The organism is Variovorax gracilis (assembly GCF_030317115.1).
GTDB lineage: Bacteria > Pseudomonadota > Gammaproteobacteria > Burkholderiales > Burkholderiaceae_C > Variovorax > Variovorax gracilis.
Genome location: NZ_JASZYF010000004.1, coordinates 287740 through 314077 on the forward strand (window position 1 = coordinate 287740; position 26338 = coordinate 314077).

General features: G+C 66.6%; 24 protein-coding genes. 11 read left to right on the forward strand and 13 right to left on the reverse strand.

Annotation, left to right across the window (positions count from 1 at the left end; all coding sequences use genetic code 11):
• Positions 1–50: 50 nt before the first annotated feature.
• The 4 genes from QTH97_RS11225 (at position 51) to QTH97_RS11240 (ending at position 5023) form a co-directional block, all read left to right on the forward strand.
• Positions 51–1070 (forward strand): ABC transporter substrate-binding protein, encoded by a 1020-nt coding sequence (locus tag QTH97_RS11225; protein WP_286568216.1) that lies wholly within the window; start codon positions 51–53, stop codon positions 1068–1070.
• Between the two features lie 61 nt (positions 1071–1131).
• Complete coding sequence (locus QTH97_RS11230) at positions 1132–3303, forward strand: ABC transporter permease (protein WP_444813424.1); 2172 nt, start codon at positions 1132–1134, stop codon at positions 3301–3303.
• A gap of 14 nt (positions 3304–3317) precedes the next feature.
• On the forward strand, positions 3318–4364 hold the full coding sequence (locus QTH97_RS11235; protein WP_286568217.1) for an ABC transporter ATP-binding protein: 1047 nt from the start codon (positions 3318–3320) through the stop codon (positions 4362–4364).
• A complete protein-coding gene (locus QTH97_RS11240; RefSeq protein WP_286568218.1) occupies positions 4361–5023 on the forward strand; it encodes an HAD family hydrolase in 663 nt (220 codons plus the stop codon). The genes QTH97_RS11235 and QTH97_RS11240 overlap by 4 nt, the downstream gene beginning before the upstream one ends.
• Here the strand turns inward: QTH97_RS11240 and QTH97_RS11245 are convergent.
• On the reverse strand, positions 4969–5640 hold the full coding sequence (locus QTH97_RS11245; RefSeq protein WP_286568219.1) for a lipocalin family protein: 672 nt from the start codon (positions 5638–5640) through the stop codon (positions 4969–4971). The genes QTH97_RS11240 and QTH97_RS11245 overlap by 55 nt on opposite strands.
• A 107-nt stretch (positions 5641–5747) precedes the next feature.
• Here QTH97_RS11245 and tal point away from each other — a divergent pair, with 107 nt between their 5' ends.
• From tal to QTH97_RS11260, 3 genes are all read left to right on the forward strand, one after another.
• A complete protein-coding gene (gene tal / locus QTH97_RS11250; RefSeq protein ID WP_286568320.1) occupies positions 5748–6698 on the forward strand; it encodes a transaldolase in 951 nt (316 codons plus the stop codon).
• Positions 6695–8251, forward strand: a complete 1557-nt coding sequence (gene pgi, locus QTH97_RS11255; RefSeq protein ID WP_286568220.1) for a glucose-6-phosphate isomerase — start codon at positions 6695–6697, stop codon at positions 8249–8251. The genes tal and pgi overlap by 4 nt, the downstream gene beginning before the upstream one ends.
• Positions 8252–8329: 78 nt before the next feature.
• Positions 8330–8680 (forward strand): DUF805 domain-containing protein, encoded by a 351-nt coding sequence (locus tag QTH97_RS11260; protein WP_286568221.1) that lies wholly within the window; start codon positions 8330–8332, stop codon positions 8678–8680.
• 32 nt (positions 8681–8712) lie between these two features.
• Here QTH97_RS11260 and msrA read toward each other — a convergent pair whose 3' ends face one another.
• From msrA to groES, 3 genes are all read right to left on the reverse strand, one after another.
• Positions 8713–9459: a peptide-methionine (S)-S-oxide reductase MsrA gene (gene msrA / locus QTH97_RS11265; RefSeq protein WP_286568222.1), complete on the reverse strand. Its 747-nt coding sequence runs from the start codon at positions 9457–9459 to the stop codon at positions 8713–8715.
• Positions 9460–9568: 109 nt separating this feature from the next.
• Positions 9569–11221, reverse strand: coding sequence for a chaperonin GroEL (gene groL, locus QTH97_RS11270; RefSeq protein ID WP_286369040.1), 1653 nt, complete (start codon positions 11219–11221; stop codon positions 9569–9571).
• Between the two features lie 48 nt (positions 11222–11269).
• Positions 11270–11560 carry a co-chaperone GroES gene (groES, locus tag QTH97_RS11275; RefSeq protein ID WP_093109638.1) on the reverse strand — a complete coding sequence of 97 codons (291 nt, stop codon included), beginning with the start codon at positions 11558–11560 and terminating at the stop codon, positions 11270–11272.
• Between the two features lie 276 nt (positions 11561–11836).
• On the opposite strand from groES, the gene QTH97_RS11280 reads away from it, so the two are divergent.
• Positions 11837–12268, forward strand: coding sequence for a DUF1801 domain-containing protein (locus QTH97_RS11280; protein WP_286568223.1), 432 nt, complete (start codon positions 11837–11839; stop codon positions 12266–12268).
• 119 nt (positions 12269–12387) lie between these two features.
• Here QTH97_RS11280 and QTH97_RS11285 read toward each other — a convergent pair whose 3' ends face one another.
• Positions 12388–13230 (reverse strand): YihY family inner membrane protein, encoded by an 843-nt coding sequence (locus QTH97_RS11285; RefSeq protein WP_286568224.1) that lies wholly within the window; start codon positions 13228–13230, stop codon positions 12388–12390.
• 85 nt (positions 13231–13315) lie between these two features.
• Here QTH97_RS11285 and QTH97_RS11290 point away from each other — a divergent pair, with 85 nt between their 5' ends.
• Positions 13316–13624: a GIY-YIG nuclease family protein gene (locus QTH97_RS11290; RefSeq protein WP_286568225.1), complete on the forward strand. Its 309-nt coding sequence runs from the start codon at positions 13316–13318 to the stop codon at positions 13622–13624.
• Here QTH97_RS11290 and QTH97_RS11295 read toward each other — a convergent pair.
• Both QTH97_RS11295 and QTH97_RS11300 read right to left on the reverse strand, forming a co-directional pair.
• Positions 13600–13998: a VOC family protein gene (locus QTH97_RS11295; RefSeq protein ID WP_286568226.1), complete on the reverse strand. Its 399-nt coding sequence runs from the start codon at positions 13996–13998 to the stop codon at positions 13600–13602. The genes QTH97_RS11290 and QTH97_RS11295 overlap by 25 nt on opposite strands.
• A 36-nt stretch (positions 13999–14034) precedes the next feature.
• Positions 14035–15186: a serine hydrolase domain-containing protein gene (locus tag QTH97_RS11300; RefSeq protein WP_286568227.1), complete on the reverse strand. Its 1152-nt coding sequence runs from the start codon at positions 15184–15186 to the stop codon at positions 14035–14037.
• Positions 15187–15411: 225 nt separating this feature from the next.
• On the opposite strand from QTH97_RS11300, the gene QTH97_RS11305 reads away from it, so the two are divergent.
• Positions 15412–18810 carry a LodA/GoxA family CTQ-dependent oxidase gene (locus tag QTH97_RS11305; RefSeq protein ID WP_286568228.1) on the forward strand — a complete coding sequence of 1133 codons (3399 nt, stop codon included), beginning with the start codon at positions 15412–15414 and terminating at the stop codon, positions 18808–18810.
• Positions 18807–19958: an NAD(P)/FAD-dependent oxidoreductase gene (locus tag QTH97_RS11310; protein WP_286568229.1), complete on the forward strand. Its 1152-nt coding sequence runs from the start codon at positions 18807–18809 to the stop codon at positions 19956–19958. The genes QTH97_RS11305 and QTH97_RS11310 overlap by 4 nt, the downstream gene beginning before the upstream one ends.
• 31 nt (positions 19959–19989) lie before the next feature.
• On the opposite strand, the gene QTH97_RS11315 is transcribed toward QTH97_RS11310, so the two are convergent.
• The 6 genes from QTH97_RS11315 to QTH97_RS11340 form a co-directional block, all read right to left on the reverse strand.
• Positions 19990–20352 (reverse strand): hypothetical protein, encoded by a 363-nt coding sequence (locus tag QTH97_RS11315; protein ID WP_286568230.1) that lies wholly within the window; start codon positions 20350–20352, stop codon positions 19990–19992.
• Positions 20353–20518: 166 nt separating this feature from the next.
• The gene (locus tag QTH97_RS11320) at positions 20519–21328 is read right to left on the reverse strand and encodes a class I SAM-dependent methyltransferase (protein WP_286568231.1); all 810 of its coding nucleotides are present in this window, start codon (positions 21326–21328) and stop codon (positions 20519–20521) included.
• Positions 21329–21496: 168 nt separating this feature from the next.
• Positions 21497–22303, reverse strand: a complete 807-nt coding sequence (locus QTH97_RS11325) for an ABC transporter substrate-binding protein (RefSeq protein ID WP_286568232.1) — start codon at positions 22301–22303, stop codon at positions 21497–21499.
• Positions 22303–23172 carry a metal-dependent hydrolase gene (locus QTH97_RS11330; RefSeq protein WP_286568233.1) on the reverse strand — a complete coding sequence of 290 codons (870 nt, stop codon included), beginning with the start codon at positions 23170–23172 and terminating at the stop codon, positions 22303–22305. Before QTH97_RS11330 ends, QTH97_RS11325 begins: the two co-directional genes overlap by 1 nt.
• Before the next feature lie 43 nt (positions 23173–23215).
• Complete coding sequence (locus QTH97_RS11335) at positions 23216–24877, reverse strand: carboxylesterase/lipase family protein (protein WP_286568234.1); 1662 nt, start codon at positions 24875–24877, stop codon at positions 23216–23218.
• 67 nt (positions 24878–24944) lie between these two features.
• Positions 24945–26315 (reverse strand): MmgE/PrpD family protein, encoded by a 1371-nt coding sequence (locus tag QTH97_RS11340; RefSeq protein WP_286568235.1) that lies wholly within the window; start codon positions 26313–26315, stop codon positions 24945–24947.
• Positions 26316–26338: the final 23 nt, after the last annotated feature.

Genomic DNA, 26338 nt, shown 5'->3' on the forward strand with positions numbered 1-26338 from the left:
AAGCTGAAATGCTGCAACAGGGAGGACTCATTGTTCTGGAAAGGTCCTGGATGAAGAAGATTTTCAGCATGACGGCGACGGCTCTGTTGCTCGGCATGTCCGCCGGCGCTTCGGCCCAGACTGTCAACGTCATCTGTTCGGTCCAGGCCGACTGGTGCAACATGATCGCGACGGTGTACGCACGCACCACGGGCGTCAAGCTCAACATGGCGCTCAAGGGCTCGGGCGAGGCGCTCGCGCAACTGATCGCGGAGAAGGACAATCCCAAGACCGATGTCTGGTTCGGCGGCACGGGCGATCCGCACTTGCAGGCGGCAGAATCGGGCCTCACGCTCGAATACAAGTCGCCGACCTTGCCGCAGCTCTATCCGTGGGCGCAGCAGCAGGCCCAGCAATCCGGCTACAGGACGGTCGGCATCTACTCGGGCCCACTGGGCTTCGCCTACAACACCGAGTTGCTGCAGAAAAAGAAGCTGTCCGTGCCGCGTAGCTGGGCCGATCTGCTGAAGCCTGAATACAAGGGCGACATCCAGGTGGCGAACCCGGCTTCGAGCGGCACGGCCTACACGATGATCGCGACGCTCGTGCAACTGATGGGCGAGGACAAGGCCTTCGAATACCTCAAGGGACTGCATCGCAATGTCGGCCAGTACACGCGCTCCGGCACCGGCCCGATCAAGGCAGTCGCGCGCGGCGAGACGGCCGTGTCGATCAGCTTCGTGCACGACGCGCCGCAGGAGAAGATGCAGGGCTTCCCGATCGAGACCACCACGCCATCGGAGGGAACGGGCGCCGAGATCGGCTCCATGAGCATCGTCAAGGGCGCGCGCAACCTCGAGCAGGCCAAGAAGTTCTACGAATGGGCGCTCACACCGCAGGCGCAGACCTTTGGCGCCGCGGCCAAGCAATACCAACTGCCTTCGAACAAGGCGACGCCGGTGGACCCCAACGTGCCGGACTTCAAGAAGATCAAGATGATCGACTACGACTACGCCAAGTACGGAGCGAGTGCCGAGCGCCGGCGCCTCATCGCGCGCTGGGAGAAGGACGTCAACTCGCTGCCGCGCTAGCGTGTCCGTATCTTCCGCAACCCCTCGGCGCCGCAGCGCCAACGCACCCGTCTGGGCATGCATCGCGGCCGGCGTGCTCGGCTACGTCGCGCTGCCCTGGTATGCCATCCAGGACACCTCCTGGTACGAGGCGCTTCCGCAAGTCCTCAGCGAGGGAGAGGGCGCGAATGGCGTGATGCAGGCGGCGCTGCAGGGCCGGACCTGGCTGTGCATCGGCCTGATCGGGCTGGCGATCTGCGCCCTCGGCGGCTTGTTGCGGGCTGGCCGTGCCCAGGGCCGGCTCCTGCTCGTCGGTGGGGCGGTGGGCAGCGTGGGCCTGGCTCTCAGCGGCTTCCTCATCGGCGCGCGCGGCTGGAGCTTTGCCCTTCTCAACGGCTACCTGGGCGAGCTGCCGTTGAATCAGTTCGGCATCGGTGCCGGCGGTGCTGTCGCCCTCGCTTCGCTTGTGCTGCTGACAGCCTTCGGACTGGCGCGGCTCGGCTTCTTCAAGGGCGACCTCTTCGTGTCCGGTGCGGTGATCGCATGCGGCGTGCTGATGGCCCTGTTCATCGCCTACCCCGTCAGCAAGGCGCTCGCGGGCGCCTTCCTCAACGAGGATGGGGCATGGTCGCTGACGGCCTTCACCGCTCGCCTCGGCACGGAGCGGATCTGGGGGCTGGGGTGTCTCGCCGGCGGCGTTCGCTGCGGCGTGGCATGGAACACCCTGGTGTTGGCACTGCTGACCGCTGCGGGCACTACCTTCCTCGGCACGCTGATGGCGCTGATGGCCGAGCGCGGCAGCAGGCGCTGGCAGGGGCCGCTGCGTGTGCTCGCGCTGCTGCCCATCATCACGCCGCCCTTCGTCGTCGGGCTTGGCCTGATCCTGCTGTTCGGCCGGGCCGGCGTGGTCAACCAGTTCCTCGAAAGCAGCTTCGGCATCGAACCCACGCGCTGGTTCTACGGCATGCCGGGCGTGCTCGTCGCGCAACTGTTCGCCTTCACGCCGATCGCCTTCATGATCATGCGGGGCGTCGTTCAGGGTGTTTCGCCGAGCCTGGAAGAGGCCGCGCAGATGCTGCGCGCCGACCGTCGCCGCACCTTCTTCACCATCACGCTGCCCCTGCTCAAGCCAGGGCTCGCCAATGCGTTCCTCGTGGGCTTCATCGAGAGCATTGCGGACTTCGGAAACCCGATCGTCGTGGGCGGCCAGTTCTCGGTCCTGTCGACGGACATCTTCTTTGCGATCGTCGGTGCGCAGTACGACCAGGGCCGCGCCGCATCGCTGGCCTGGGTGCTGACGATCTTCGCGCTCGGCGTGTTCGCGATCCAGCGCTGGGTGCTCGGCAAGCAGAGCTTCACGACGGTGACAGGGAAGGGCGACGCGGGCATCCCCATGGCCCTGCCCGACGGCGTGCGCCGCACCACCTACTGCATTGCGCTTCCGTGGATCGCATTCACCGTGGTCGTCTATCTCTTCGCCTTCGCGGGCGGCTTCGTGCAGACCTGGGGGCGCGACTACACCTTCACGCTCAACCATTTCAGGAATGCCTTCGCGCTCGAATGGGGGCAGTTCGGCCTGGTGTGGGCGGGCACGGCGTGGAATTCGCTGATCACGACCGTCAAGCTCGCCGGCATCTCGGCGCCGCTGACGGCGGGCTTCGGGCTGCTGATCGCCTGGCTGCTGGCGCGCAACGAGTTCAAGGGGCAGGGCGCGTTCGAGTTCGCGGCATTGCTTGCCTTCGCGATTCCCGGCACGGTGCTCGGCGTGAGCTATATCCTGGCGTTCAACGTGCCGCCGCTCGAACTCACGGGAACGGGCCTGATCATCGTGCTGTGCTTCATCTTCCGGAACCTGCCGGTGGGCGTGCGCGCAGGCACGGCGGCATTCAAGCAGCTCGACCGCTCGCTCGACGAGGCATCGCTGATGCTGCGCGCCTCGACCTCGCAGACGCTCTTCAAAGTGGTTCTGCCGCTGCTGAAGCCGGCCCTGGTGGCGGCGCTGGTCTACAGTTTCGTGCGCGCCATGACCACGGTCAGCGCGGTGATCTTCCTGGTCACGGCGGAGAACGAACTCGCGACGACGTACATCATCGGCCGCGTCGGCAACGGCGACTACGGCCTGGCGCTCGCCTACTGCACGGTGCTGATGATCCTGATGTCGGCCGCGATCGCGCTCGTGCAACTCCTCGTCGGCGAACGCAAGCTGGGCCGGCGCAAGGTCGGCGTCTCGGCCATCGCGGCCCCGGTGCATTGATGACGGAAAAATCCATGAGCAACGGCATCGAACTTCGCAACATCACCAAGCGCTACGGCAAGGACGCGCGCGCGCCTCTGGCGGTCAAGGGCGTCAGCTTCGAGGTGCCGGCGGGCACGCTGACCACCATCCTCGGCCCCTCGGGCTGCGGCAAGACCACGATCCTGCGCATGATTGCCGGGCTGGAATCGCCGACCTCGGGGTCGATCCTCATGGGCGGCCGCGACGTCACGACGCTGGGGCCGGCCGAGCGCAACGTGAGCATGATGTTCCAGAGCTATGCGCTGTTCCCGCACATGAACGTGATCGAGAACGTGGGCTACGGCCTGCGAATGAGCGGCGTGCGCAAGAACGAGGCGACGGCGCGCGCGCGTGAGGCGCTCAAGGGCGTGGGGCTGGTCGGCTTCGACGAGCGGCTGCCGAGCGAGTTGTCGGGCGGCCAGCAGCAGCGGGTGGCACTCGCGCGCGCGCTGGTGCTGGAGCCCGCGGTGCTGCTCTTCGACGAGCCGCTTTCCAACCTCGATGCACGGCTGCGCCGCGAGATGCGCGAGGAAATCCGCAATCTGCAGAGAAGGCTCCAGCTCACCGTCGCCTACGTCACGCACGACCAGAGCGAAGCGCTCGCGGTCAGTGACGAGATCATCGTGATGGACCATGGCGTCATCGCGCAACGCGGAACGCCCGAGCAGCTCTACGGCCACCCCGAAAGCGAATTCGTCGCCGGTTTCATGGGCGAGGCGATGGTGTTCCCGGCACTCGCCCAGCCCGACGGCCGTGTGCAGATGGGGCCGTTGATGCTGACGCCCGGCTACGCGATCGCGCCCGGCATCGTCAAGGTCGCTGTGCGGCCGGAAGCCTGGTACATCGGCGCGGCGGTGGGCCTGCCGGCGATCCTGCGCAAGGCGGCTTTCCTGGGCAACTTTTACGAGTACGCTTTCGACACCGCGCTCGGTTCGGTGTTCGTGGTGTCGACTGATCTCGCCCACCCTCTCGCAGCCGGTGCGGAAACAAACCTTTCCCTCACCAGCCACGGTGTTTCCATCGTACCTGCCGCCTTATGAATGTTGTCTTCGATCTCGGTGCCGTGCTCCTGACCTGGGAGCCGGTGGCACTTGTGCAGGCGAATTTCGAGCCTCATGCGCCCACGGCCGAGGCCGCTCATGCGCTGGCCAGCAAGATGTTCCATCACGAGGACTGGCTCGGCTTCGATCGCGGTACGCATGGCCTCGACGATGCGATCGGGCGCATGGCCCTTCGCCTCGCCTTGCCGGCCGACCGGCTCAGCGAGGTGCTGGCGCCGATCGGTGAACGGCTCGAGCCGATCGCCGTGACCGTGGACCTGCTGGCCGCGCTGCGCGCGCGTCGCGATGCGGGGGAGGACCTTCGGCTCTATTACCTCTCCAACATGCCTTCGCCCTACGCGCGCGTGCTGGAATATCGCCACGCCTTCTTCCAGTGGTTCGACGGTGGCATCTTCTCCGGCGATGTGCGCATGATCAAGCCGCAACGCGAAATCTACGAACTGCTCGCCGAGCGCTATCGGCTCACCGGGTCGGAAACGGTGTTCATCGACGATTCGCTCGCCAACGTCGCTACGGCGCGCGAGCTCGGCTGGCACGCGATCCATTGCGAGCGGCCGAGCGCCGTGCCCGCGCAGCTGGCGGCCTACCTGCCGGTCAGTTCGACCTTGTCGACGTCGAAGCCCAGCGTGCGGGCGTAGTCCAGCTCTGCCTGCAGCGCGGCCTCGTCGAGCCGCGGCGCGCGAGACAGCACCCACAGGTACTGGCGGTTGGGCGTGCCGACCAGCGCGACCTGGTAGTCGCGGTCCAGCTTCAGGATCCAGTAGTCGCCCCACACCAGAGGCAGCCAGCCCAGCCATTCAGGCGCGAAACGCACTTCGAGCCGGCCCGCGCCCGGCTGTCCGGCGACGGGAACCACTCGGGCCGAGCCCACGGATTCATCGAAGTTCCCGTCCGCCAGGATGCAGCGATTGCGCACTTCCACGCTGCCGTCGTCCAGCAGCGTGTATTCAGCCGTGACAGGGCCGGTGCATTGTTTCTGGAAACGGTTCGGCAGGCGCGCCTGTTCGTGCCACAGGCCTGCGTAGCGCTTCAGGTCGACGGGGGCCACGACCTGGAGCGGCGCGCGCATCAGCGGCGCCCCGTCGGCCGGGCCGGCGACCGCTTGCGCGCGCGCGGCGCGGGTGCTCGTCAGTGCCAGGAGGGTCAACGCGCCGCCAACGCAGAAAGCCGCTGCCAGCGTGCCGATCGACGCGCTGTGCACGCGGTCATCGAAGACGACGGTGGGGGGCGGGGCGCGGTGGGTGCGAAATGGCATGGCGTTCTCCGGAGGACGGTCAAACCGCAAGATTAGTTACCGCCTACCCCATGCCGCGTCAGCCAGGGACCACACGGTCTGTAGTTTTGCGGCGGGATAATGGCCGCATGAACCAACTCGATGCCCTCCGTCAATGGACCACCGTAGTGGCCGACACCGGTGATTTCCGCCAACTCGCCCAGTTCAAGCCGCAGGACGCCACGACCAATCCGTCGCTGATCCTGAAGGCCGTGCAAAAGCCGGAATACCGTCCCCTGCTGGACGAAGCCGTCAAGAAGCACGACGGTCAGCCGATCGACGAAGTGATCGACCGGCTGCTGGTGCGCTTCGGCACCGAGATCCTGTCGATCATCCCCGGGCGGGTCTCGACCGAGGTCGACGCGCGATTGAGCTTCGATACCGAGGCGACCATCGCCCGCGCGGAGCGCATCGTGGGGCTCTATCGCGCGGAAGGCGTCGATGTCGAGAAGCGCCTGCTGATCAAGATCGCGTCGACGTGGGAAGGCATCGAGGCGGCGCGGCAGCTGGAAAAAAAGGGCATCCATTGCAATCTCACGCTGCTGTTCTCCTTTGCGCAGGCGGTGGCTTGCGGGGCGGCCGGTGTGCAGCTGATCTCGCCCTTCGTCGGGCGCATCTACGACTGGTACAAGAAATCTGCCGGCAGCAACTGGAACGAAGCGGAAAGCTCCGGCGCGAACGACCCGGGCGTGAAGTCGGTGCGGCAGATCTTCGACTACTACAAGAAGCACGGAATCGCCACAGAGGTCATGGGCGCGAGCTTCCGAAACGTCGGGCAGATCGCCGCGCTCGCCGGCTGCGACCTGCTGACCATCAGCCCCGAGCTCCTGGGCGAACTGGCTGCCAGCGAAGCGCCCCTGAGCCACGCGCTCGATGCGGATGCTGCGAAGCGCCTCGACATTCCGAAGTTGGTGCTCGATGAACCGTCCTTCCGCTTTGCGCTGAACGAGGACGCGATGGCGACCGAAAAGCTCGCCGAGGGCATCCGTGCCTTCGCGGCCGACGCGGTCAAGCTCGAAAAGCTGATGGAGGCCACATGACGAGAACCCGTTGCGATCGCACGGCCGCATGGGCCGAACTCCAGTTGCACTATGACAAGGTCGGGCTCGGCTTCGATGTGCGGAAAGCCTTTGCTGCCGATCCGAAGCGCTTTGGCGCCTTGAGCCAGGCGGCGCCGCATCTTTTCGCCGATCTCTCGAAGAACCTGTTCGATTCCCGGACCGAGGAACTCCTGCTGGCCGTTGCCCGCGAATCGGGCCTGGAGGCGCATCGCGACGCGATGTTCGCGGGCGAGCACATCAACGCGACCGAAGACCGGGCGGTGCTGCATACGCTGCTCAGGCGGCCGGCTTCGGCACCCGTCACCGGGGACCTCGCCGCCGCCTTCGGCGACGTGCAGTCCACGCTGAACGCGATGCTTGCGTACGCAGAGGAAGTGCGCGCCGACCATACGATCACCGACGTGGTCAACATCGGCATCGGCGGCTCCGACCTGGGGCCGCAGATGGCGGTGCTGGCGCTCGACCAGTACGTCGCGCCCGGCAAGCGGTTCCATTTCGTCTCGAATGTCGACGGTCACGAACTGGCCGGGGTGCTGCGAGGCCTGGCGCCCGAGCACACGCTCTTCCTGGTCGCATCGAAGACCTTCACCACGGCCGAGACGATGGCAAACGCGCAATCGGCCAAGCGCTGGTTCGAGCAGTCCGGCAGCGTGGATATCGCCCGCCATTTCGCCGCGCTCACGACGAATGTCGAGGCAGCGCGCGCCTTCGGCATCGAGACGACCTTCGGATTCTGGGACTGGGTCGGCGGCCGCTATTCGCTGTGGTCGGCGATTGGCCTGCCGATCGCGCTGGCGATCGGCGCGGATGGCTTTCGCGGCCTGCTCGCCGGCGCGCACGCGATGGACGAGCACTTCCGGACGGCGCCGCTCGCGCAGAACCTGCCGGTGCGGCTGGGCCTCCTCGATGTCTGGTACCGCAATTTCCACCGCTTCACCAGCCGCGGCGTTGCCCCGTACCACAGTGCGCTCAAGCGCGTCCCCGCCTATCTGCAGCAGCTCGAAATGGAGAGCAACGGCAAGCAGGTGGACATGGCTGGCAAGATGCTGACCTTCGGAACTTCGCCCGTGTTGTGGGGCGAACCGGGCACCAATGGCCAGCACGCCTATTTCCAGATGTTGCACCAGGGCACGGACGTCGTTCCGATGGAGTTCATTGCGGTGCGCGATGCAGCGCATGAGCTCGAAGGCCATCATTCCAAACTGCTGGCCAACGCGCTCGCGCAGGCCCAGGCGCTGATGGTCGGCCAGCGCGACGAGGGCGGTCACCGGAACTTTCCAGGCAACAGGCCAAGCACCTTCTTCGTGATGGAGAAGCTGACGCCCGAGTCGCTAGGCGCCTTTCTCGCTCTCTACGAGCATCGCGTGTTCACCAGCGGATCGCTATGGGGCATCAACAGCTTCGACCAGTGGGGCGTCGAACTCGGCAAGGTGCTGGCCAAGGACATCGAGCCGCGGCTCGCCTCGGGCAATGCCCAGGGGCTGGATGCCTCCACCGCCGGCCTGCTCGCACGCTTGCGCCAGAGCGTTTGAAGGGTTCGAGGGCCGCCGAACTGCTCGATATGATGGCTGCGGGGTTTTCCCGTGGGAATCAACAAGAGGAGTTTGCACATGAATTTCCAACAGGCCGTTCAGACCTGCTTTCGCAAGTACGTGGACTTTTCGGGTCGAGCCTCGCGGCCCGAGTACTGGTGGTTCATCCTGGCGTACGTCGTCCTGGCGTTCGTCACCGGATTCATCCACGAATATCTCTACTTCATCGTGGTGCTGGCGTTTCTGCTGCCGCTGCTGGCAGCCGGCGCACGCCGCCTGCATGACATCGGCAAGAGCGGCTGGTGGCTGCTTCTCGGGCTGATCCCGGTGCTCGGTGGGCTGGTGCTCCTCTATTTCACGGTGCAGCCGAGCCAGCCCGAGTCCAATGAGTATGGGCCGCCTCCCGCGCTGGTGCCGGCCGGTGCCTGAGACCCTGCTGCCTTGAATCGCTTCGGCGCCGCTCAGGCGCCGGAGCCCACCAGCACGGGTTTCGCGCGATAGATCTCCGGAAACACGCGCTTCAGGTTGTCGACCTTCGGCAAATCGTTGAAGGCGATGTAGGGGTGGTCCGGGTTGCGCGTCATGAAATCCTGGTGGTAGCCCTCCGCCGGATAGAAGGCCTTCAGCGGCTCGATGGTGGTGGCGATCGGCTTGCCGAACACCTTGGTCTTGTCGAGTTGCGCGATGTAGTTCCTGGCGATGCGCGTCTGCTCGGCATTGGCCGGAAAGATCGCCGAGCGGTACTGCGTGCCGGTGTCCGGCCCTTGCCGGTTCAACTCGGTCGGATTGTGGGCGACCGAGAAAAAGATCTGCAGCAGCCGGCCGTAGCTGACCTGCCGGGGATCGTAGGTGATGCGGACCGATTCCGCGTGGCCGGTGGTGCCCAACCCGACGGCGTCGTAGTTGGCGGAGGCGGCGTCCCCGCCGGCATAGCCCGACACCGCGCTGCTTACGCCCTTGACATGCTGGAACACGCCCTGGACGCCCCAGAAACAGCCGCCCGCGAGGACGGCCGTCTCGGACGTCGAGCCGCCGGTCGCGGCCTGGTCGTCCTTGGGCGGGGGGATGACCACCGCGCGCTCGGCCGCCATCGACGGCGTCGCTCGCCACAGCCCCAGTCCCGCCAGCGCGGCGAGTGCCGCCAGCACAGGTCGTCGTGGCAGGGCGGCAGCGGACTGACCCGGATTCGAATGGTTGGATGATTTCATTCCGACTGGCTCCTCGTGTCCTCCAAGTGTGGCGCTTTTTCCCCAGAACGAAAAAAACCCCGCAGCGCGAGTCGCGGGGTTTCTTTGTTGGCTGGAAGCCGGGCGTGAATTACATGCCCATGCCGCCCATGCCGCCCATGCCGCCCATGTCGGGCATGCCGCCGCCGGCACCGGCTTCTTCCTTCGGTGCGTCAGCGACCATGGCTTCGGTCGTGAGCAGCAGCGAGGACACCGAAGCGGCGTTCTGCAGTGCGGTGCGGGTCACCTTGGTCGGGTCCAGGATGCCCAACTCGAGCATGTCGCCGTAGGTGTCGTTGGCGGCGTTGAAGCCGTAGTTGCCCTTGCCGGCCAACACAGCGTTCACGACCACTGAGGCTTCGCCGCCGGCGTTGTTGACGATCTCGCGCAGCGGCGCTTCGATGGCCTTGAGCACCAGCTTGATGCCGGCGTCCTGGTCGGCGTTGTCGCCCTTGAGCTTGTCGCCCACGGCTTGCTTGGCGCGCAGCAGGGCCACGCCACCACCGGCAACCACGCCTTCTTCCACTGCAGCGCGGGTGGCGTGCAGGGCGTCTTCGACGCGGGCCTTCTTTTCCTTCATTTCGACTTCGGTGGCAGCGCCAACCTTGATCACTGCCACGCCGCCGGCCAGCTTGGCCACGCGTTCCTGCAGCTTTTCGCGGTCGTAGTCGCTGGTCGCTTCCTCGATCTGCACGCGCACTTGCTTCACGCGGGCTTCGATGTCGCCAGCAGCGCCGGAGCCGTCGATGATGATGGTGTTTTCCTTGCCCACTTCGATGCGCTTGGCTTGGCCCAGGTCGGCCAGCGTCACCTTCTCGAGCGTCAGGCCCACTTCTTCGGCGATGACCTTGCCGCCCGTCAGGATGGCGATGTCTTCCAGCATGGCCTTGCGGCGGTCGCCGAAGCCAGGTGCCTTGACAGCCACGACCTTCAGGATGCCGCGGATCGTGTTCACGACCAGGGTCGCGAGGGCTTCGCCTTCGACTTCCTCGGCAATGATCAGCAGCGGACGGCCGGCCTTCGCCACTTGCTCCAGCGTGGGCAGCAGGTCGCGGATGTTGCTGATCTTCTTGTCGAACAGCAGCACGAACGGGTTGTCCAGGATCGCGCTTTGCTTTTCCGGGTTGTTGATGAAGTAGGGCGACAGGTAGCCGCGGTCGAACTGCATGCCTTCGACGACGTCGAGTTCGCTGTCGAGCGACTTGCCGTCTTCCACGGTGATCACGCCTTCCTTGCCGACCTTGTCCATCGCGTCAGCGATGAGCTTGCCGATGGTTTCGTCGCTGTTGGCCGAGATCGAGCCGACTTGCGCGATTTCCTTCGAGGTGGTCGTGGCCTTGGAAGCCTTCTTCAGCTCGGCGACCAGGGCGGTGACCGCCTTGTCGATGCCGCGCTTCAGGTCCATCGGGTTCATGCCGGCAGCCACCAGCTTGAAACCTTCGCGAACGATGGCTTGTGCCAGCACGGTCGCGGTGGTGGTGCCGTCACCGGCGTTGTCCGAGGTCTTGGAGGCCACTTCCTTCACGAGCTGGGCGCCCATGTTCTGGAGCTTGTCCTTGAGTTCGATTTCCTTGGCGACCGACACGCCGTCCTTCGTCACGGTGGGGGCGCCGAAGGAGCGCTCGAGCACCACGTTGCGGCCCTTGGGGCCCAGGGTCACCTTGACGGCGTTGGCGAGGATGTTCACGCCTTCGACCATGCGCGCGCGGGCTTCGCCGCCGAAGACTACGTCTTTTGCTGCCATGAGTTTTCTCCGAGATTCAGTTGGATGGGGGGATGGGCGGGCGAGAAATTACTTCTCGACGACTGCGAACAGGTCGTCTTCCTTCATGACCAGCAGTTCGTCGCCATCGACCTTGACGGTCTGGCCGCTGTACTTGCCGAACAGGACGCGGTCGCCGACCTTGACGCTCATCGCGCCGAGTTCGCCCTTGTCGTTCTTCTTGCCAGGGCCGACGGCCAGCACTTCGCCCTGATCGGGCTTCTCGGCCGCGTTGTCGGGGATCACGATGCCCGAGGCGGTCTTGGTTTCGCTTTCAATGCGCTTGACGATCACGCGATCGTGCAAAGGACGAAGTTTCATTGCATCTCCTGATAAGAAACGGGGGTTGGTTCGCGTGCCGGCGTTGTTGCCGGCTCCACAACGTCAAAAAGCGGGGTGTTGTTAGCACTCAACTTGGACGAGTGCTAATCATAAGGGCCTTTTGCGCGGTTTCAAGGGTTCCCGGCTGTCAAAGGCGGACCATCGGTGCCATGCCCGAAGCGGCCGGCGTCGAGGTGGAGCCCCGAATTTCGCTTCCTACAAGGCTATCCTCCCATGTCTTTCAACGAAATATCCTGCAGTTTCTAGGATAAAAACATGAAAAAGTCGGACACCAGCGAGGGCCCCTCGGCATCGGAACTCATCACCAGGAAAATCGCCGATCTTGGGGATTGGCGCGGCGAAACCCTTGCCAGGATGCGCAACCTGGTCAAGAAAGCAGACCCGGACGTCGTCGAGGAGTGGAAGTGGATGGGGACGCCGGTCTGGTCGCACGACGGCATCATCTGCACCGGCGAATCGTACAAGAGTGTCGTGAAGCTCACGTTCGCAAAAGGCGCGTCGCTGAAGGATCCGGCGCGCCTCTTCAACTCGAGCCTCGACGGAAACACCCGGCGGGCAATCGACATCCACGAAGGCGAAGAGGTCGACGAATCCGCCTTCAAGGCGTTGATCCGTGAAGCGATCGACCTCAACACTTCGGCCAAGTCGAAATCCGCGAAGAAAGTGAAGTCCTCGGCGCGCGCATGAAAAAGCCCGCCGAAGCGGGCAAGGACCTTCGAGAGGGTCCGGAGGAGAACTTATGCTGAACCGCGAAGATGAACAGGACATGAATTCCGGCGCTCCCATGCGCCGGCCGCTGGTTACCTTCAGCCGGCGCGTTGCTGCCCGGCCCGAGCCGGCTTTCCTCCGGGCCGCCGTCGGGCAGGCGCGAGATTGGCCGTCAACATGGCCGCGACCAGCGTGACCAGCCACGAGAAATACACCCACAGCAAGAACATGGGGAGCGCGGCGAACGTCCCGTACAGCGCCTTGTACGTCGGCACCTTGACCAGGTAATTCGTGAAGCCGCGCTTGCCGAGTTCGAAGGCCACGCTGGCGATCAGGCCGCCCACCATCGCGTCGCGCAGCCGTACCTTGGTGTTCGGAACAAGGTAGAACATGCTCGTCAGAGCAATCGCGCCGAGCAGGAGCGGCCCGAGGTCGAGCACGAACGCGAGCGATCGCGGCAACGCGCCGATCAGGCCCACCGAATTGCCCAGCAAGTACGACGTCGCCCACAGGCTCAGGCCGAGGGCGGGCGGCCCGATCGCCAGCATCAGCAGGTACAGGCCGACCCTCCTGAAGAAGGGACGGTTCTTCCGGACCTCCCACATCTGGTTCAGCGCGTTTTCCACCGTCAGCAACATCGCGATGGCCGTGCCCAGCAGGAAGAGCGAGCCGACCCAGGTCAGGCCGCTGGCGTTGGCGGCGAACTGGTTCAGGTACTTCAGCACCGTCCGTGCGATGTCCGTCGGAAGCAGCCTGCTCAAGAGGAACTCCTGAAGCGCGTCCTTGAACCGCCTGAAGATCGGGAAGCGCGTGAACAGCGCGAAGCTCGCCGCCAGCAAGGGCACGATGGACAGCAAGGTCGTGAATGTCAGGCTCCCGGCGACCTGGGGCAAGCGCTCTTTCCTGGCGCGTTGGATGGTCAGGCGGGTAAGGGTGAACATGGATCGCTGAACGAAGAGAGATCGACAGGGTTGGGGCGGGCGAACCGATCAGGGCGCGGGCGGATTGTCGCTGCACAATCCGACCGTGCCTCGACCCCTGTCCGACCCGCAGTCCCAACCCTATTGGCTCTACCTCCTCGAATGCGAGGACGGCGTGTACTACGCGGGGATCGCGATCGACGTCGAGCAGCGCTTCTATCAACATGTCTTCGGCATGGGTGCCAAATTCACGCGCGCCCGCCCACCGGTGCGGGTGCTTGCCGCCCGCGAATATGCAAGCAAGGGGGATGCGTTGCGGGCGGAGCTGAGGCTCAAGGCACTGCCGCGCGCCAGGAAGCTCGCCTTCTTCGATGCCGAGCCGGAGCAGGCTCAGGCCGTGCCCTCGACCGCGTGACCCAGCTCCTGACCGTACGCCACCTCGAGCGTGTGGCCATCCGGATCCCGCATCAGTGCCCAGTAGCCGACCGGCGGGCCTGAATCCTCCGGCTCCCGGGCCAGGCATCCGTCCGCGCGCGCAAGGCGGCAGAGCCGATCGACTTCTTCCCGCGACCGCACCCCGACGCCGAGGTGCGCCATCGGCAGCAGCGGCTTGATCTCGTTCGAGGATTCGATGAGGACGATGGCAAAAGGCCTCGTGCGGTCACTGACCCAGACCACGCCGGGACGGGAATGCACAACTTGCATGCCGGCGTACTTCTCATAGAACGCCACGCTGGCTGCGAGGGAGTGCGCGGGCAGCGCAACATGCGTCAGGCCGATGTCCGACATGATGGGAGTCCCGTCATGGACATGCCCGGCCGCGGTTCAGGCCGCGGGCACCACCGCGCCCACCTGTTGGTACACGGCCATCTCGAAACCGATGAGTGTCTCGACGACGGGCATGTCGAAGAAGGGCAGCACCTGCGTCATCAGCACGCCGCCGATGCCCTTCGAGCGGTCGATCCAGTAGTACGAATTGAAGACGCCTGCCCAGTCGCCCGTGCCCTTGCTGCGCATGCCCGGCAGATCGGCCTGCGTGAGATGGAAGCCCAGGCCCCATGACTGAGGCACGGGGAGCGAAGGCACGTCGTTCGACAGTTCGGGCATCGTCGACTTCAGCAGCGCCGGCAGCTGGATGGGGCTCAGGTGGTCCTGCAGCGCCATCTGCACGGTGGCAGGCTGGAGGATGCCCGCGCCGTCGTTCAGCCAGGCCTGCACGAAGCGGCCGTAGTCCTGCACTGTTCCGTAGGAGCCGTGGCCGGCGGCGTCCCACTCCGAGGTGGGCGGCAAGTCGAGTGCCGATGGCGCGAGCTTGCCGTCACCCTGGCGCTGCATCACGCGCAGCAGCCGCTCGCGCTGCTCGGCGCTGGGCGCGAAGGTGGAGTCGACCATGCCCAGCGGCGCGTAGACGAACTGCCGCAGGTAGCTGCCGAGGCTCTGCCCCGACAGCTTCTCGACCACGAGCCCGAGCCAGTCGGTGTTGACGCCGTACTCCCACGCGGTGCCCGGGTCGTTGACCATGGGCACCGACAGGCTGCGCTTCAGGCCCGACAGGGGATTCGGCTCGCCCGTCAGCGCGTGATACCGGAGCAGCTTCTCGTTGAGGAAGAAGTACCCCAGGCCGGCCGAATGCGTCATGAGTTGACGCACCGTGGCCTTGCTGGCAGGCGGCCGGAGGCGCGGCGTGTCGCCGTCGAAGCCGTCCAGCACGGACAGCTCGCCGAACTCCGGCAGGACGGATTCGACAGTGGCATCGAGGCTCAGCCGCCCCTGCTCCACGAGCTGGAGTGCCGCGGTCGTGGCCACGGCCTTCGTCATCGACGCGTTGCGGAACAAAGTGCGCTCGCTCGCTTCGCCGGCCGCATGGTGGAAGAGCTGGCCATTGCGGTCGACCACCACCGCCGAAACGCCATGCAGGGCGCCCTTCGCTACAGCGCCGTCCAGTAGTGCCGCGATGGCCGAACCGTTGAATGCCATGGTTGTCTCCAATGTTCTGGGAGGTGAATCCGAATCCGCGCGCGGATCATTCTGCGCCCAACAGGTGGGACGGCGCCACTCCCGGGCGCCGTGGCGTGGCCGCCCTCGCTGCCCACGCCTCGTGCCTGCACAACGCCAATCGGGTGGATGCAGTTCGGCGCGGACGATGCCTCTAATGGGTCCCCCCGGGCGGATCCGCCGGGGGACTTGAGCAGGGGAGAGACCATGGCCACCACCTACCGCATCCATCCCGCGATCGGCATCGCGCGCGTGGGCAACAGCGACGAGTTCTTCATCGGGCCAGAGCGCATTGGCGAGCGTCCCGATCCAAGCGGTGGCTTCAAGGACTCCCAGTGCCGCGTGAAGCGGCAAGCCGCACGGTTCCGCATCTTCGCGCACCACGATGACGGCAGCTTCAGCGAAGTGACGGATGCCGAAGCTGCGATCACCTGGACCGTGCACCTCGCCAACCGCAAGGCGGCCTACCCCGGGCGCGGCAACGACCCGTCCGGTGACCTGGTGATCGACCCCGGCCCGCGCAGCACGCACGGCCCGAACCAGCTGCAGCACTTCGACACCGGCACGATCCGCTTCGCAGGCGAGTCCACGACGGCAGTGGCGCTCGGCGAGATCCGCAGCGACACCCAGAACCGCCTGCTGGTGCTGGCCGGTTCCGGGAGGTCGGCCTCGCCGGGTGGGAATGCAATCGTCAGCTTCTGGGGCAACGTCGGCTGGTTCGACGACATCGGGGACGGTCCGGTGTCGGCCTCGATCACCCTGAACGCCGACGGCAGCACGCCGTCGGTCACCGGCGCCTGGGTCATCACCGCCCCGCCGAAGTTCGCGCCGCACCAGGACACACCAACGACGCTGTGGGATCGCCTGTTCCAGGCCATGGCCACGGCGGGCCTGGTCACCGAGCCGACGACCACCTCGTACACGCGCGACGTACAGCCCTTCCTTCAGCGCGCCCGTGACATCCGGTGGGTCTACCCCGTCGGCGCGTCGAAGCACGCCTGGGCCGACCCGGTGATCGCCCCGGCGATACGCACCGCGGTGCTGAGCCGCGTGAGGCCCAACGGCAACATGCCGGCGCTTGCAGGGTCCGACCCCGGACCGACGGAGATCCAGCTGGCGCATCTGGAGCGCTGGGAAGCCGGCACGTTCATCAACGATTGGGGCGTCGCGCCGGTCGTCGAACCGAACCTCACGCCCGATGGACTGGACCGCGCGGCGCTGGAGGCCTGCGTCGGAGGCTCGTTCTTTCCGGGCATCGAGGCCGGCGGCCGTGATCCCGCCAACCGGCCGATCCTGTTCCCGACCAACTACGTCGCCGCGTTCCGTGTGGACCACGGAAGCGTGTTGCCGGGCACGATGAGCGCATCGATGGCGCTGCCCTGGCAGGCGGACTTCAAGGACTGCGCAGGGAGTTGGTGGCCCGTGCCGCGACCCTCGATGGTCACGCCGGAGGGCACGAGCACCGCGCAGGACTGGGCGCGTGGCGTCACGAACTACGAGGAAATGGTCGACAACTGGCACAAGCTGGGTTTCGTTGTGGAGCAGGGCGCCCAGCATGTAGAGGTCGAGCGCTGCGACACGCCGTCGATCACGCTCATGACCCCGCACCTCGACTTCATCGACGTGCCGCAGGGCCCGATGGGCATGGTGCGCGAGCAGCCCCTGGCGATCACCTTCGAGGTCAGTGCGCCGAGCGCCTCGGTCACCTTCGACTACGCGCCCGGCGGCGCCCTGTCGCATCCGCAACTGCTGCCGGGCAATGCCAGCGTCACGGTCGGGCCGACCGGCGGGGTCGGCATCGCAACCGCGCAGCTGTGGGTCATCTACCGCACAGGGGCCGCGCCCTCGTCCATTCCCACGCAGACCGTCACGGTGCAGGCCACGAGCGGCCAGACCTGGTCGATCACCATCGACGCCAATACCATCGCGCGCAAGACGGCGGCGGTCGCGCTGGTGCTGGACCGCTCCGGCAGCATGGCCGACGACCGCGGCGACGGCCAGACCAAGCATGCCTCGCTGCAGCAGGCGGCGGAGATCTTCGTCGACGTCATGCTCGAGGGCGACGGCGTGGGCCTGGTGCGCTACGACAGCGATGCGCAGGTCGTGCAGCCCGTCAAGATGCTCGGGGCCGGCGGCATTGGCGATACGAACCGCAGCGACACCATCGACCTCATCCGAGGCAACAGCTTCGATCCGGCCGGCGCGACGAGCATCGGTGACGGCATCTTCGAGGGCCGCCAGATCCTGGATGGCGCCGGCAGCTTCGACGTCAAGGCGCTCGCCGTGCTGACCGACGGCATCGAGAACCAGCCACGCTGGATCGCGGACGTGGCGCCGCAGATCAACGAATACACCTATGCGATCGGACTCGGCACGCCGCAGAACACCAGCGCCGCCGCCCTGCAGAACATCTCGGGCAACAACGGCGGCTTCCTGTTGATCACGGGTTCGATCGGCCAGCAGAACCGATTCTTGCTGCAGAAGTATTTCCTCCAGATCCTGGCCGGCGTCAGCAACGCCGAGGTCGTGCTCGACCCCGACGGCGACATCGCGCCAGGGCAGGTGCAACGCATCCCCTTCCAGTTGACCGATGCGGATGCCGGCGTGGACGTGATCCTGCTGAGCCCCTTTGCGGAGTTGCTCGACTTCCGGCTGCAGGCGCCGTCGGGGCGCATCATCGAGCCGTGGCGCGCGATGAGCGAGCCCACGATGCGCTGGGTGCTCGGCCGCGGCGTCGCCTACTACCGCCTGGTGCTCCCCACGCAACTGCTGCAGATGCGATTCGACCAGGCCGGCACCTGGCACGCCTTGCTGACCATCGGCCGGCCGCGCACCAGGCCGACCGAAGGCCGCGAGGATGGAATCGACCTGGCGCCTCTGCGCGGCCTGCACGCTGACGCCCGGCAGCGCCCGAGACCCGTTCGGCCTGCGGCGCTGCCCAACGAGCAGTTGCGCAGCTTCGAGGTGGCGCGGGACTACGAGCGCAACGCGCCGGGAGGTGCCATGCCGGGGCTCGCCGCTGCCGGTGCGGTCGGCACGGAGCAGCGCCGCACGCTGCCGTACAGCCTCGTGGTGCACAGCTACTCCGATATTTCCCTGCGGGCGGAAGCGCACCAGAGCAACTGGGAGCCGGGCGCAACGGTGCGGCTTGCCGCCACGCTGACGCAATCGGCCGTGCCGCTGCAAACGCCGGGCAGCGTCTGGGCCGAGATCACGCGCCCGGACGGCAGCCGGTCGCAAGTGGCGTTGCAGATGACGGAGCCGGGCCGCTTTGCCGCCGAATTCCGCGCGGATTCAGCAGGGGTCTACCGGCTGCGGGTGCGTGCGCACGGCCGAACCCGCAGCGGCCAGGCCTTCAGCCGCGAACGTACGCTGACGGTGGCAGTCTGGCGCGGCGGCGACCGCGATGCCGAGGACAGTACCCGGCCACCCGGCATGGGCACCCACCACGGCTTGTGCGACTGGGTGGAGTGCGTGCTGAAGGAGGGGGGCGTGATCTCGCCCGAACTCGAGAAGCGGCTGCTCGACGCCGGCGTCGATCTGCGCAAGCTCCGCAAGTGCATGGCGCAGGCATGCCGCGACACGACGCCGCCCGCTGACCGATGAACCCCGCCGATCTGCAGGACGTGGTGATCGTCGGCGCCGGGCCCGCGGGCGCGGCGGTCGCACGCCGGATGGCACTCGACGGCCGCCAGGTCGTGCTCATCGAGGCATCCCGCTTCGAACGCCCGCGCATTGGCGAAAGCCTGTCGCCCGACATCCAGCCCGAGCTTCTGGGCCTCGGCGTGCGCGGCCGCTTCCTGGCGCTGCGGTCGCTGCCATCGTGGGGCACGCGCAGCATCTGGGGCGAGCCCTCCGCGCAGGCGCGCTCGCACCTGACCAGCCCATGGTGCAGTGGATGGCACGTCGACCGCACAGCCTTCGATCAGATGCTCGCCGAAGCGGCAAGGGACGCCGGTGTGCAATGGATCGAGGCGTGCAGGGTGGGCGCCGTGCGCCACGACGGCGGCGCGTGGTGCGTCCACGCCGGAGGCCATGTGTGGCGCTCGCGCTGGATCGTGGATGCGACGGGGCGCAGTGCGCGCATCGCCCGCGCCATCGGCGCGCGGCGGATGCGATTCGATTCGCTCGTGGGCATCGCGGCCGTGTGCCCTGACGCGAGCACCACCGAACGCCATCACCTCCTCGTGGAGGCGGTGGAAGAGGGGTGGTGGTATTCGGCGCCCCTGCCCGGCGACCCACAGCCAGCCACGATCGCGATGCTGATGACCGACGGCGACCTGTGTGCCCGCGGGGGCCTGCATCGCCCGCAAGGATGGCGCAGGGCGATGGCGCACAGCGTGGCGACGCGATGTCGCGTGGACGCCGCAGCCTGCGGCGCACCGCAGGTGCATCTTGCCCACAGCCATCGACTGCTTCGTCCGAAGGCGCCGGCACCGGGGCCGTGGCTCGCCGTGGGCGATGCCGCGCTGGCCGTGGACCCGCTGTCCGGCAGCGGTGTGCTGCGGGCACTTCGCCAGGCGCGCGAAGCGGCTGTCGCCATCGGCGAAGCGATCGAACGGCCGGCGCACGCGGACGAGTTGATCGCGTCCTTCGACGCCGCTCGCGACAACGAGTGCACGGACTATCTCGTCGAGCGCGCGCAGCACTATGCGATCGAGCAGCGCTTCGAATCGCCGTTCTGGCGGCGGCGGTCGAACGAGACCAAGGTGCTGTCGGCGCTGATCAGGGATCGCAGGCTGGTCGTGGACTGAAGGGCTCGCTTCAGCGCTCAGGGCTGGGCGTCTAGAGCTTGCGCGCGCTCGCCAGGGCTTGCAGTTCGGGCACGAGCGTCAGAAGGCGGCGGGTGAGCCAATAAAGGTGGGAGGCGTCGATCGGATTGGGCAACCTCAGGACGTTGAGCAAGCGTTGCGGACGATCTCCCAAGGCAAGTCCCGTCAGCGGCTCGAGGACCGCCGCCAACTCCTGTCGCACATGTTCGTCCACGAGGTCATGCTCATCCAGGCTGCGCCAGATGGCTTGCACTGCGCGTTCGCACAGCTCGGCATCCGATGGCTTCGTCATGTCCATGGGATAGCCGAGTGAACTCGGCGGGATCGACGGCATGCCCCGCGTCGATCCGCCCGCAAGATTTCTTCGTGAGGGCATGTGCTGCTCCTTCAGGGTGCAGTCACGATACGCCGCACCAAAGTGAATCGCAATGGCGCACGCAACGAGGCGGAGGAGGAAGGCGAGATCCGGCTCGTCCGCCTGTGTCACGTGGACGTGACAGTCCAGGGCCGCGACTGGATTCGACGCATCGATTCCATCCAGCTCAGGAAGGCGCCGTCCCTTTCACGGCCCAGGCCAGTGCAGCATAGGAGCGCGGGCCATCGGCCTCGCCGTCGAGATACGCCGCCTCGACAGCATCTCGCAGGCGCTCGCGCTCGGCGTCGGTCAGGCTCGCGACGTACTCCGCTGCGGGGCCTTCGCTTCCTTCATACGGCGACCAGTAATCCGAGAAGGAGGCGAACTCCATGCGGAGGACCAGGGTGGTTTCCACCACGTCCTTCAGTCCGGCGTTGCGCCATGCACGTTGCAGTTCCCCGGGCCGCGTCATGGGCCGCGTGTAATTTCGTGCGCGCCGTTCCCTGGCCTTGGGATCGAGTGCGGCGGCAGTGTCGAAGAACATCCGGTTCGCGACAAAGCCGCCGCGCGCGTCCCACACGGCTGCGCCGACCACGCCGCCGGGCTTGGCAACGCGCCGCATCTCGGCAATGGCCTGCTCCGCCTGCGGCACGAAGTGCAGGAGCAGCAGCGACAGCACCCGGTCGAAGTCCCGGTCCGGAAAAGGCAGCGCGCAGGCATCCGCCACATCGAAGACGATGCGTGCATCCTGGTTGTGCCGCCTCGCGTGCTCGATATAGGGCTGCGCCAGGTCGACGCCCCGCAGTTCGCCGGAACCGGATCGCCGGGCCACCGCGAAGGCCAGGTGGCCGGTGCCGCAGCCGACGTCGAGCACGCGATCCCCCTCCGCCGTGCCAACGAAGTCCAGGAAGGGGAGCGCAAGTTGCCGGCTCCAGCGGCCCATCACTTTCTCGTAGGCGTCGCCTTGCGTGGCCAGAAAGGTCGAAGAAGTGTTCATAGGGTTGCCTCCATGCATCGCAACGTATGTTGCAGTTCGCGGTCGCCGGCTGCAACTCGCGATGAGCCCGGGGCGCTTGAACCACCGTGGGAGCGCTTGCGCATGCGCATGACCGGCACCGGCGATGCCGGTCGACTACCCGCTGCGATGGTGCGCCCGAGGCGGTCGCTAAGTGCGCTGGGCCGCAGGCGCCACGCCCGCGCCTTCGATGCCGTGCTTCTTCAGTGAGTCCGCCACAAAGCCCGAGGCCTTCATCTCCTCGATGAAGCCGCTGAGCCATGTCTGCGATGCGATGCGGCCCTTGGGCACGCCCATGGCCTGCTCGATGACCATGAAGCGCCCGGGCAGCAGGCGCACGCCGCCCACCCGCTTCGCATCCGCTTCCAGTTGCTGCTTCACGCCGGCGGCCACGTCGAGGTTCTGGGCGAGCAAGAGGTTGGTCACTTCGGGCGAGGTCGGCGCGCGAACGAGGGAGGCGGACTTCAGCTCGCGCGTCAGGAACAGGTCGTAGGCGCTTCCCCGGCCCACGGCGATGCGCGTGCCCTGGCGGTCCACTTCATCGTTGCGCTGCAACGGCGAGCTGTTGCGCACCAGGTAGGCGCCCTCGATGATCACGTAGGGCGCCGTGTATTCCATGTCCGCAGCGCGGACCGGATCGATCGCGACGAACGCGAGGTCGACCTGTCGCGCCTTGACCGCTTCCACCACGTTGCCGGCGGAGTTGAAGAGCACGAGCTCGACGGGCAGGTCGAGGCGGCGGCCAGCCTCGCGTGCGAGGTCCACCGACACGCCGCGTGCCTCGCCGGACGCGTCCTTGCTCGCGAGGATCGGGTTGCCGAAGTTGATGGCGGCGCGCAGCTTGCCGGTGGCGCCCAGCTCGGCCCTGGCCGCTGCGCGCGCGTCCGGCCGGGTGCTGGCGCAGCCGGCCAGCAGCAGCCCGCCCGCGGCACAGAAGGAGCGGCGTGCGGCGTCCATCAGAAGTCGACCTTCTGGCCCGGCTCGGGCACCAGCACCCGCGTCGTGGAAGTGCCGAGCGCCGATGTGAACTCGGCCGGCGTGCCGCGCAGCAGCGGGAATGTGCCGTAGTGCATCGGGATCGCGTAGCGCGGCTTGATCATGTCGCGCACGGCGGTGGCGGCATCCTGCGGGCCCATGGTGAAGTGGCCGCCGATCGGGATCAGCACGAGGTCGGGCTTGTAGGTTTCGCCGATCAGCTTCATGTCACCGTACAGGCCGGTATCGCCCATGTGCCAGATCTTGAAGCCGTTCTCCAGCTCGATGATGTAGCCCACCGGCTCGCCGCCGAAGTGCGTTTCTTCCTTGTCGGTGCCGGGGTTCTTCCACACCAGTTCGGAAGAGTGTTCGGCATGGACAGCCGTGATCTTCACGCCGCCCGCCCCGAAGGGCGCGACGGTGCCGCTCTTGCCGAAGCGCTGCACTTGCGCCGTCGGCAGGATGCCCAGGCTCACGATGGCAGGGCCCATGCCGCCGCCGTTGTAGACCGGCGCATTGTTCATCTTCGCGAGTGCTGGCGCATCGTTGAAGTGGTCGTAGTGCGCGTGCGTCACCAGGATCAGATCGACCTTGCCCAGCGCATTGAGCTGCTTGAAGGCGGCCGGTGTCTTCGGGTTGGTCGTGAGCCACGGGTCGATCACGATGACCTTGCCGCCCGGCGTGGTGATGCGCATGGTGGCCTGCCCGAGCCAGAGCACTTCGGCCTTGCCCGTGGCAATGGCCCCGGGTTGCGCCGGCTGCAGTGCCGGCGCTTGCACGGCGGTGACGGCGCACCCGGCGAGGGCAGCGGCGAGGGTGGCGGTGGAAAGCAGGAAACCAATTTTCTTCATGCGCTTCTTTCTCTTGTTGTTGAAAAAATGAACTGGCGGAAGTTCACTGGCGGTCCAAGCCGTAGAACCTGATCTGGTAGTCGTGGAACAGCGCGTTGCGGTTCTCGGCGCTCGTGCCGTGGTACGGCGAGCCGTTGGTCGAGCCCGTCGACTTCTCGCCGATCCACAGGTAGCTGCCGTTGCTCGCCCGATCGCTCTGGGGCCAGGTCGGCAGGCCGTCTCCATTGGGGTCGCCCGTCTTGACGAAATTGGCCCAGAACGATGACGCCTGGTCCGCGAGCTCGAAGTCGGAGGGGCTCCACGGGCGCTGGCCGGGCTCGTTGCGAAGGGAGTTGAGCACGTACCAGAGGTCCGACGAGTGCCAGGAGCCGTAGTACTCGCGGTCGCGCCCGGGCGTGGGATGGTCGAAGTAGAAGACGTAGACCTTGCTGCCGGGGTTCTGCGTCTTCAGGAGCGTGCCCGCGATCCGGTTCTGCTCCAGCGCCATGTCGGCCTGGGCCTTGAGATGCTGGCGGTAGGCATCGGTCTTCGTCGATGCCGGGTACAACTTCTCGAAGCGGTACTTCGTGTACAGCTCGTCACCCAGCAGCTTCTTCCAGTACGCCTGGAAATCGGCGACTTCCATCTGCTTTTCCGGCGCGCCATCCAGCGCCGTGCGCTCGTCGGCCACGGTGCCGACCATGACGTCCACGCCGTTGAGTGCCCCGGGACGGAGCAGGTCGACCGAATCTTTCGTCAGGACGGCGCCGTCGATGACGGCGTACTTTCCGCTCGTCACGGCAAACATCTGCTCCGCCCGTGCATCGTCCTTGTAGAAGTCTTCCGCCGGAACGTTTCTCAAGTCATCGAGGGTCTTGCCCGGATAGAGCTTCTCGAACACCGGCGCGGCCGCGGCCGCCTTGTCGTCGAGCGTCACGAAGTTCGCCTTGTTCGGCTGCGCCATGACGGTGGGGCTGCTGTGCATGATGGCCCGCTGGAAAAGCCCCTTCGACAGGGGCGTCGACATCAGCGTGCGCACGTTGCGCGAGCCGGCCGACTGGCCGGCGATCGTCACCTTGCCGGGATCGCCGCCGAAGACGCGGATGTTCTTCTGGACCCATTTCAGCGACTCCACGCCGTCGAGGATGGCGAAGTTGCCCGCGCCGTAGTCCTTCGCGCCGGGCAGGGCCAGGAAGCCCATGATGTTCAGCCGGTAGGCCGGCATCACGACGATGATGCCCTTGGCCGCCAGCTTGGCGGCGTTGAACTCGACCTCTGAGATGTTGCCGTGCCGGTTCCCGCCGCCATGGAAGAACACCATCACCGGGAGCGATCCGCTGGCGGGCCTCTGCGGCGCCCAGACGTTCAGGTAGAGGCAGTCTTCGCTGTCCTTCGGATCCTTCGACGGATCCCAGTAGAACTCGTTGAAATAGAAGGTGCCGGGCAGATTGGCGCTGGCGAGCTGATAGGCCCGGTTGGGCCACGCTCCGCCGTCCCGCACGCCCGGCCACGGCACCACCGGCTGCGGCGCCTTCCAGCGACTGGGGCCCACGGGCGGCGCTGCGAAGGGCACGGCCTTGTAGAGCGTGACCCCCGCGACGTCGGTGGTCACACCCCGGATCCTTCCGCCTTCCACCGACACGATCGTGTCGGCGGTCTGGGCCGACGCGCCCGAGGCGGCGAACCCCATGAGAAGCAGAACAAGGAACATCGCTCTGGATTTCATCGACTTGTCTCCGGAATGAAGTGATGCCGCCGCGAATCGCCGAGCGGGCCCGGTCTGCGCGAGCCGCTCAGGGGCGCGCGAGGCTGGTCAACGCGCGAACGTCCGAAGCCTTGCCGAGTGACCAGCACGCAGCCAGCAGGTCGGAGGTCCGTTGCGCGCCGAGGATGCCGTCGGACAAGCCGTGGAACTTGCGCTCCAGGTCGGCGTCGCTCATGGGCCGCTGCAGCGAGCCGATCGCGTGTTCGATGAACACGTGCTCGCGGCGGCCGTCGATGAGCACCGCGGTCACGTCGGCGCTGGCTTCGTCGATGCTGTCGTCCACGGTCGCCACGACCTTTCGGCGCAGCGCGACGACGTCCGGGCGGTTCACGATGTCGTCGGCGAATTCCTCTTCGGCCGCGCGGCCGAACACCAGGCCGGCCGCACAGCCGTGGTACACGCTGAACTTGCCTTGCAGGCCGTCGGCGGGTTCCTTCTTGCCGGTGAGTTCGAGAACCAGCGAGTGCACCTTGAGTTCGATGCGCTCGACCTGTTCCGGCTTGACGCCGCGCTCGCGCAGTTGCACGCAGGCGTCGATGCTCGGATGAATCACGATGCCGCAGGCAAAGGGCTTGTAGCTGTTGAAGGAGATCTCGAAGCGCTCGCCCAGCTCGTCGGTGACTTCGTTCCACGCGTACTTGGTGGACACCACCTGTGCCCAGCCGCGTGGCGCCTCGATCGCCTTCGGGCTCGCGGTGTAGCCGTGCTTCGCCATCAGCGCGGCCATCAGGCCTGCACGTGCCGCGCCGCCGGGATGGAAGGGCTTGGTCATGGTGCCGAACTGCTCGCGCAATCCGACCGGCTGCGATGCGGCGATGCCGAGCGCCATGGCGGTGCGGTCCGCATCCAGGCCCAGCAGGCGCGCGCAGGCCGCGGCTGCGCCGAGCATGCCGGTGGTGCCCGTGATGTGCCAGCCGCGGTCGTAGTGGTCGGGATAGACCGTGTTGCCCAGGCGGCAGGCCACGTCGATGCCGAGCACCAGCGCGTCGAGCACCGCACGTCCGCTCGCACCGGTGTGCTCGGCGAGCGCGAGCACGGCCGAAGCCACCGGGCCGGCCGGATGGATGATCGTCTTCAGGTGCGTGTCGTCGAAGTCGAAGGTGTGCGAGCTGATGCCGTTGAGCATTGCCGCGTTCGCGATGTCGACCTTCTCGGCGCGGCCGAGCACGGCAGCCTGCGGCGCGGGCTGCAACTCCTGAACGGCGGCCAGCGCGGCTTCCACGGCTTCGTGGCGTGCCGCACCGACGGCGCAGCCCAGCCAGTTGAGGAAGGTGCGATGGGCTTCGTGGTCCACCGCGTCGCTCCAGCCGCGCGAGGCGTGGCCGGCCACGTACTCGGCCAGGATGCGGGTGATGGGAGGGGCGTTGTGGTCTGCTGCGACCTGGGTATTGCGTGCCATGTGAAAGCTCTAGCTGGAAGGTT

Bases quoted from the DNA above. Each gene is read 5' to 3' on its own strand.
- QTH97_RS11225 (WP_286568216.1), top strand. From the start codon at position 51: ATGAAGAAGATTTTCAGCATGACGGCGACGGCTCTGTTGCTCGGCATG.
- QTH97_RS11235 (WP_286568217.1), top strand. From the start codon at position 3,318: ATGAGCAACGGCATCGAACTTCGCAACATCACCAAGCGCTACGGCAAG.
- QTH97_RS11240 (WP_286568218.1), top strand. From the start codon at position 4,361: ATGAATGTTGTCTTCGATCTCGGTGCCGTGCTCCTGACCTGGGAGCCG.
- QTH97_RS11245 (WP_286568219.1), bottom strand. From the start codon at position 5,640: ATGCCATTTCGCACCCACCGCGCCCCGCCCCCCACCGTCGTCTTCGAT.
- tal (WP_286568320.1), top strand. From the start codon at position 5,748: ATGAACCAACTCGATGCCCTCCGTCAATGGACCACCGTAGTGGCCGAC.
- pgi (WP_286568220.1), top strand. From the start codon at position 6,695: ATGACGAGAACCCGTTGCGATCGCACGGCCGCATGGGCCGAACTCCAG.
- QTH97_RS11260 (WP_286568221.1), top strand. From the start codon at position 8,330: ATGAATTTCCAACAGGCCGTTCAGACCTGCTTTCGCAAGTACGTGGAC.
- msrA (WP_286568222.1), bottom strand. From the start codon at position 9,459: ATGAAATCATCCAACCATTCGAATCCGGGTCAGTCCGCTGCCGCCCTG.
- groL (WP_286369040.1), bottom strand. From the start codon at position 11,221: ATGGCAGCAAAAGACGTAGTCTTCGGCGGCGAAGCCCGCGCGCGCATG.
- groES (WP_093109638.1), bottom strand. From the start codon at position 11,560: ATGAAACTTCGTCCTTTGCACGATCGCGTGATCGTCAAGCGCATTGAA.
- QTH97_RS11280 (WP_286568223.1), top strand. From the start codon at position 11,837: ATGAAAAAGTCGGACACCAGCGAGGGCCCCTCGGCATCGGAACTCATC.
- QTH97_RS11285 (WP_286568224.1), bottom strand. From the start codon at position 13,230: ATGTTCACCCTTACCCGCCTGACCATCCAACGCGCCAGGAAAGAGCGC.
- QTH97_RS11295 (WP_286568226.1), bottom strand. From the start codon at position 13,998: ATGTCGGACATCGGCCTGACGCATGTTGCGCTGCCCGCGCACTCCCTC.
- QTH97_RS11300 (WP_286568227.1), bottom strand. From the start codon at position 15,186: ATGGCATTCAACGGTTCGGCCATCGCGGCACTACTGGACGGCGCTGTA.
- QTH97_RS11305 (WP_286568228.1), top strand. From the start codon at position 15,412: ATGGCCACCACCTACCGCATCCATCCCGCGATCGGCATCGCGCGCGTG.
- QTH97_RS11310 (WP_286568229.1), top strand. From the start codon at position 18,807: ATGAACCCCGCCGATCTGCAGGACGTGGTGATCGTCGGCGCCGGGCCC.
- QTH97_RS11315 (WP_286568230.1), bottom strand. From the start codon at position 20,352: ATGCCCTCACGAAGAAATCTTGCGGGCGGATCGACGCGGGGCATGCCG.
- QTH97_RS11320 (WP_286568231.1), bottom strand. From the start codon at position 21,328: ATGAACACTTCTTCGACCTTTCTGGCCACGCAAGGCGACGCCTACGAG.
- QTH97_RS11325 (WP_286568232.1), bottom strand. From the start codon at position 22,303: ATGGACGCCGCACGCCGCTCCTTCTGTGCCGCGGGCGGGCTGCTGCTG.
- QTH97_RS11330 (WP_286568233.1), bottom strand. From the start codon at position 23,172: ATGAAGAAAATTGGTTTCCTGCTTTCCACCGCCACCCTCGCCGCTGCC.
- QTH97_RS11335 (WP_286568234.1), bottom strand. From the start codon at position 24,877: ATGAAATCCAGAGCGATGTTCCTTGTTCTGCTTCTCATGGGGTTCGCC.
- QTH97_RS11340 (WP_286568235.1), bottom strand. From the start codon at position 26,315: ATGGCACGCAATACCCAGGTCGCAGCAGACCACAACGCCCCTCCCATC.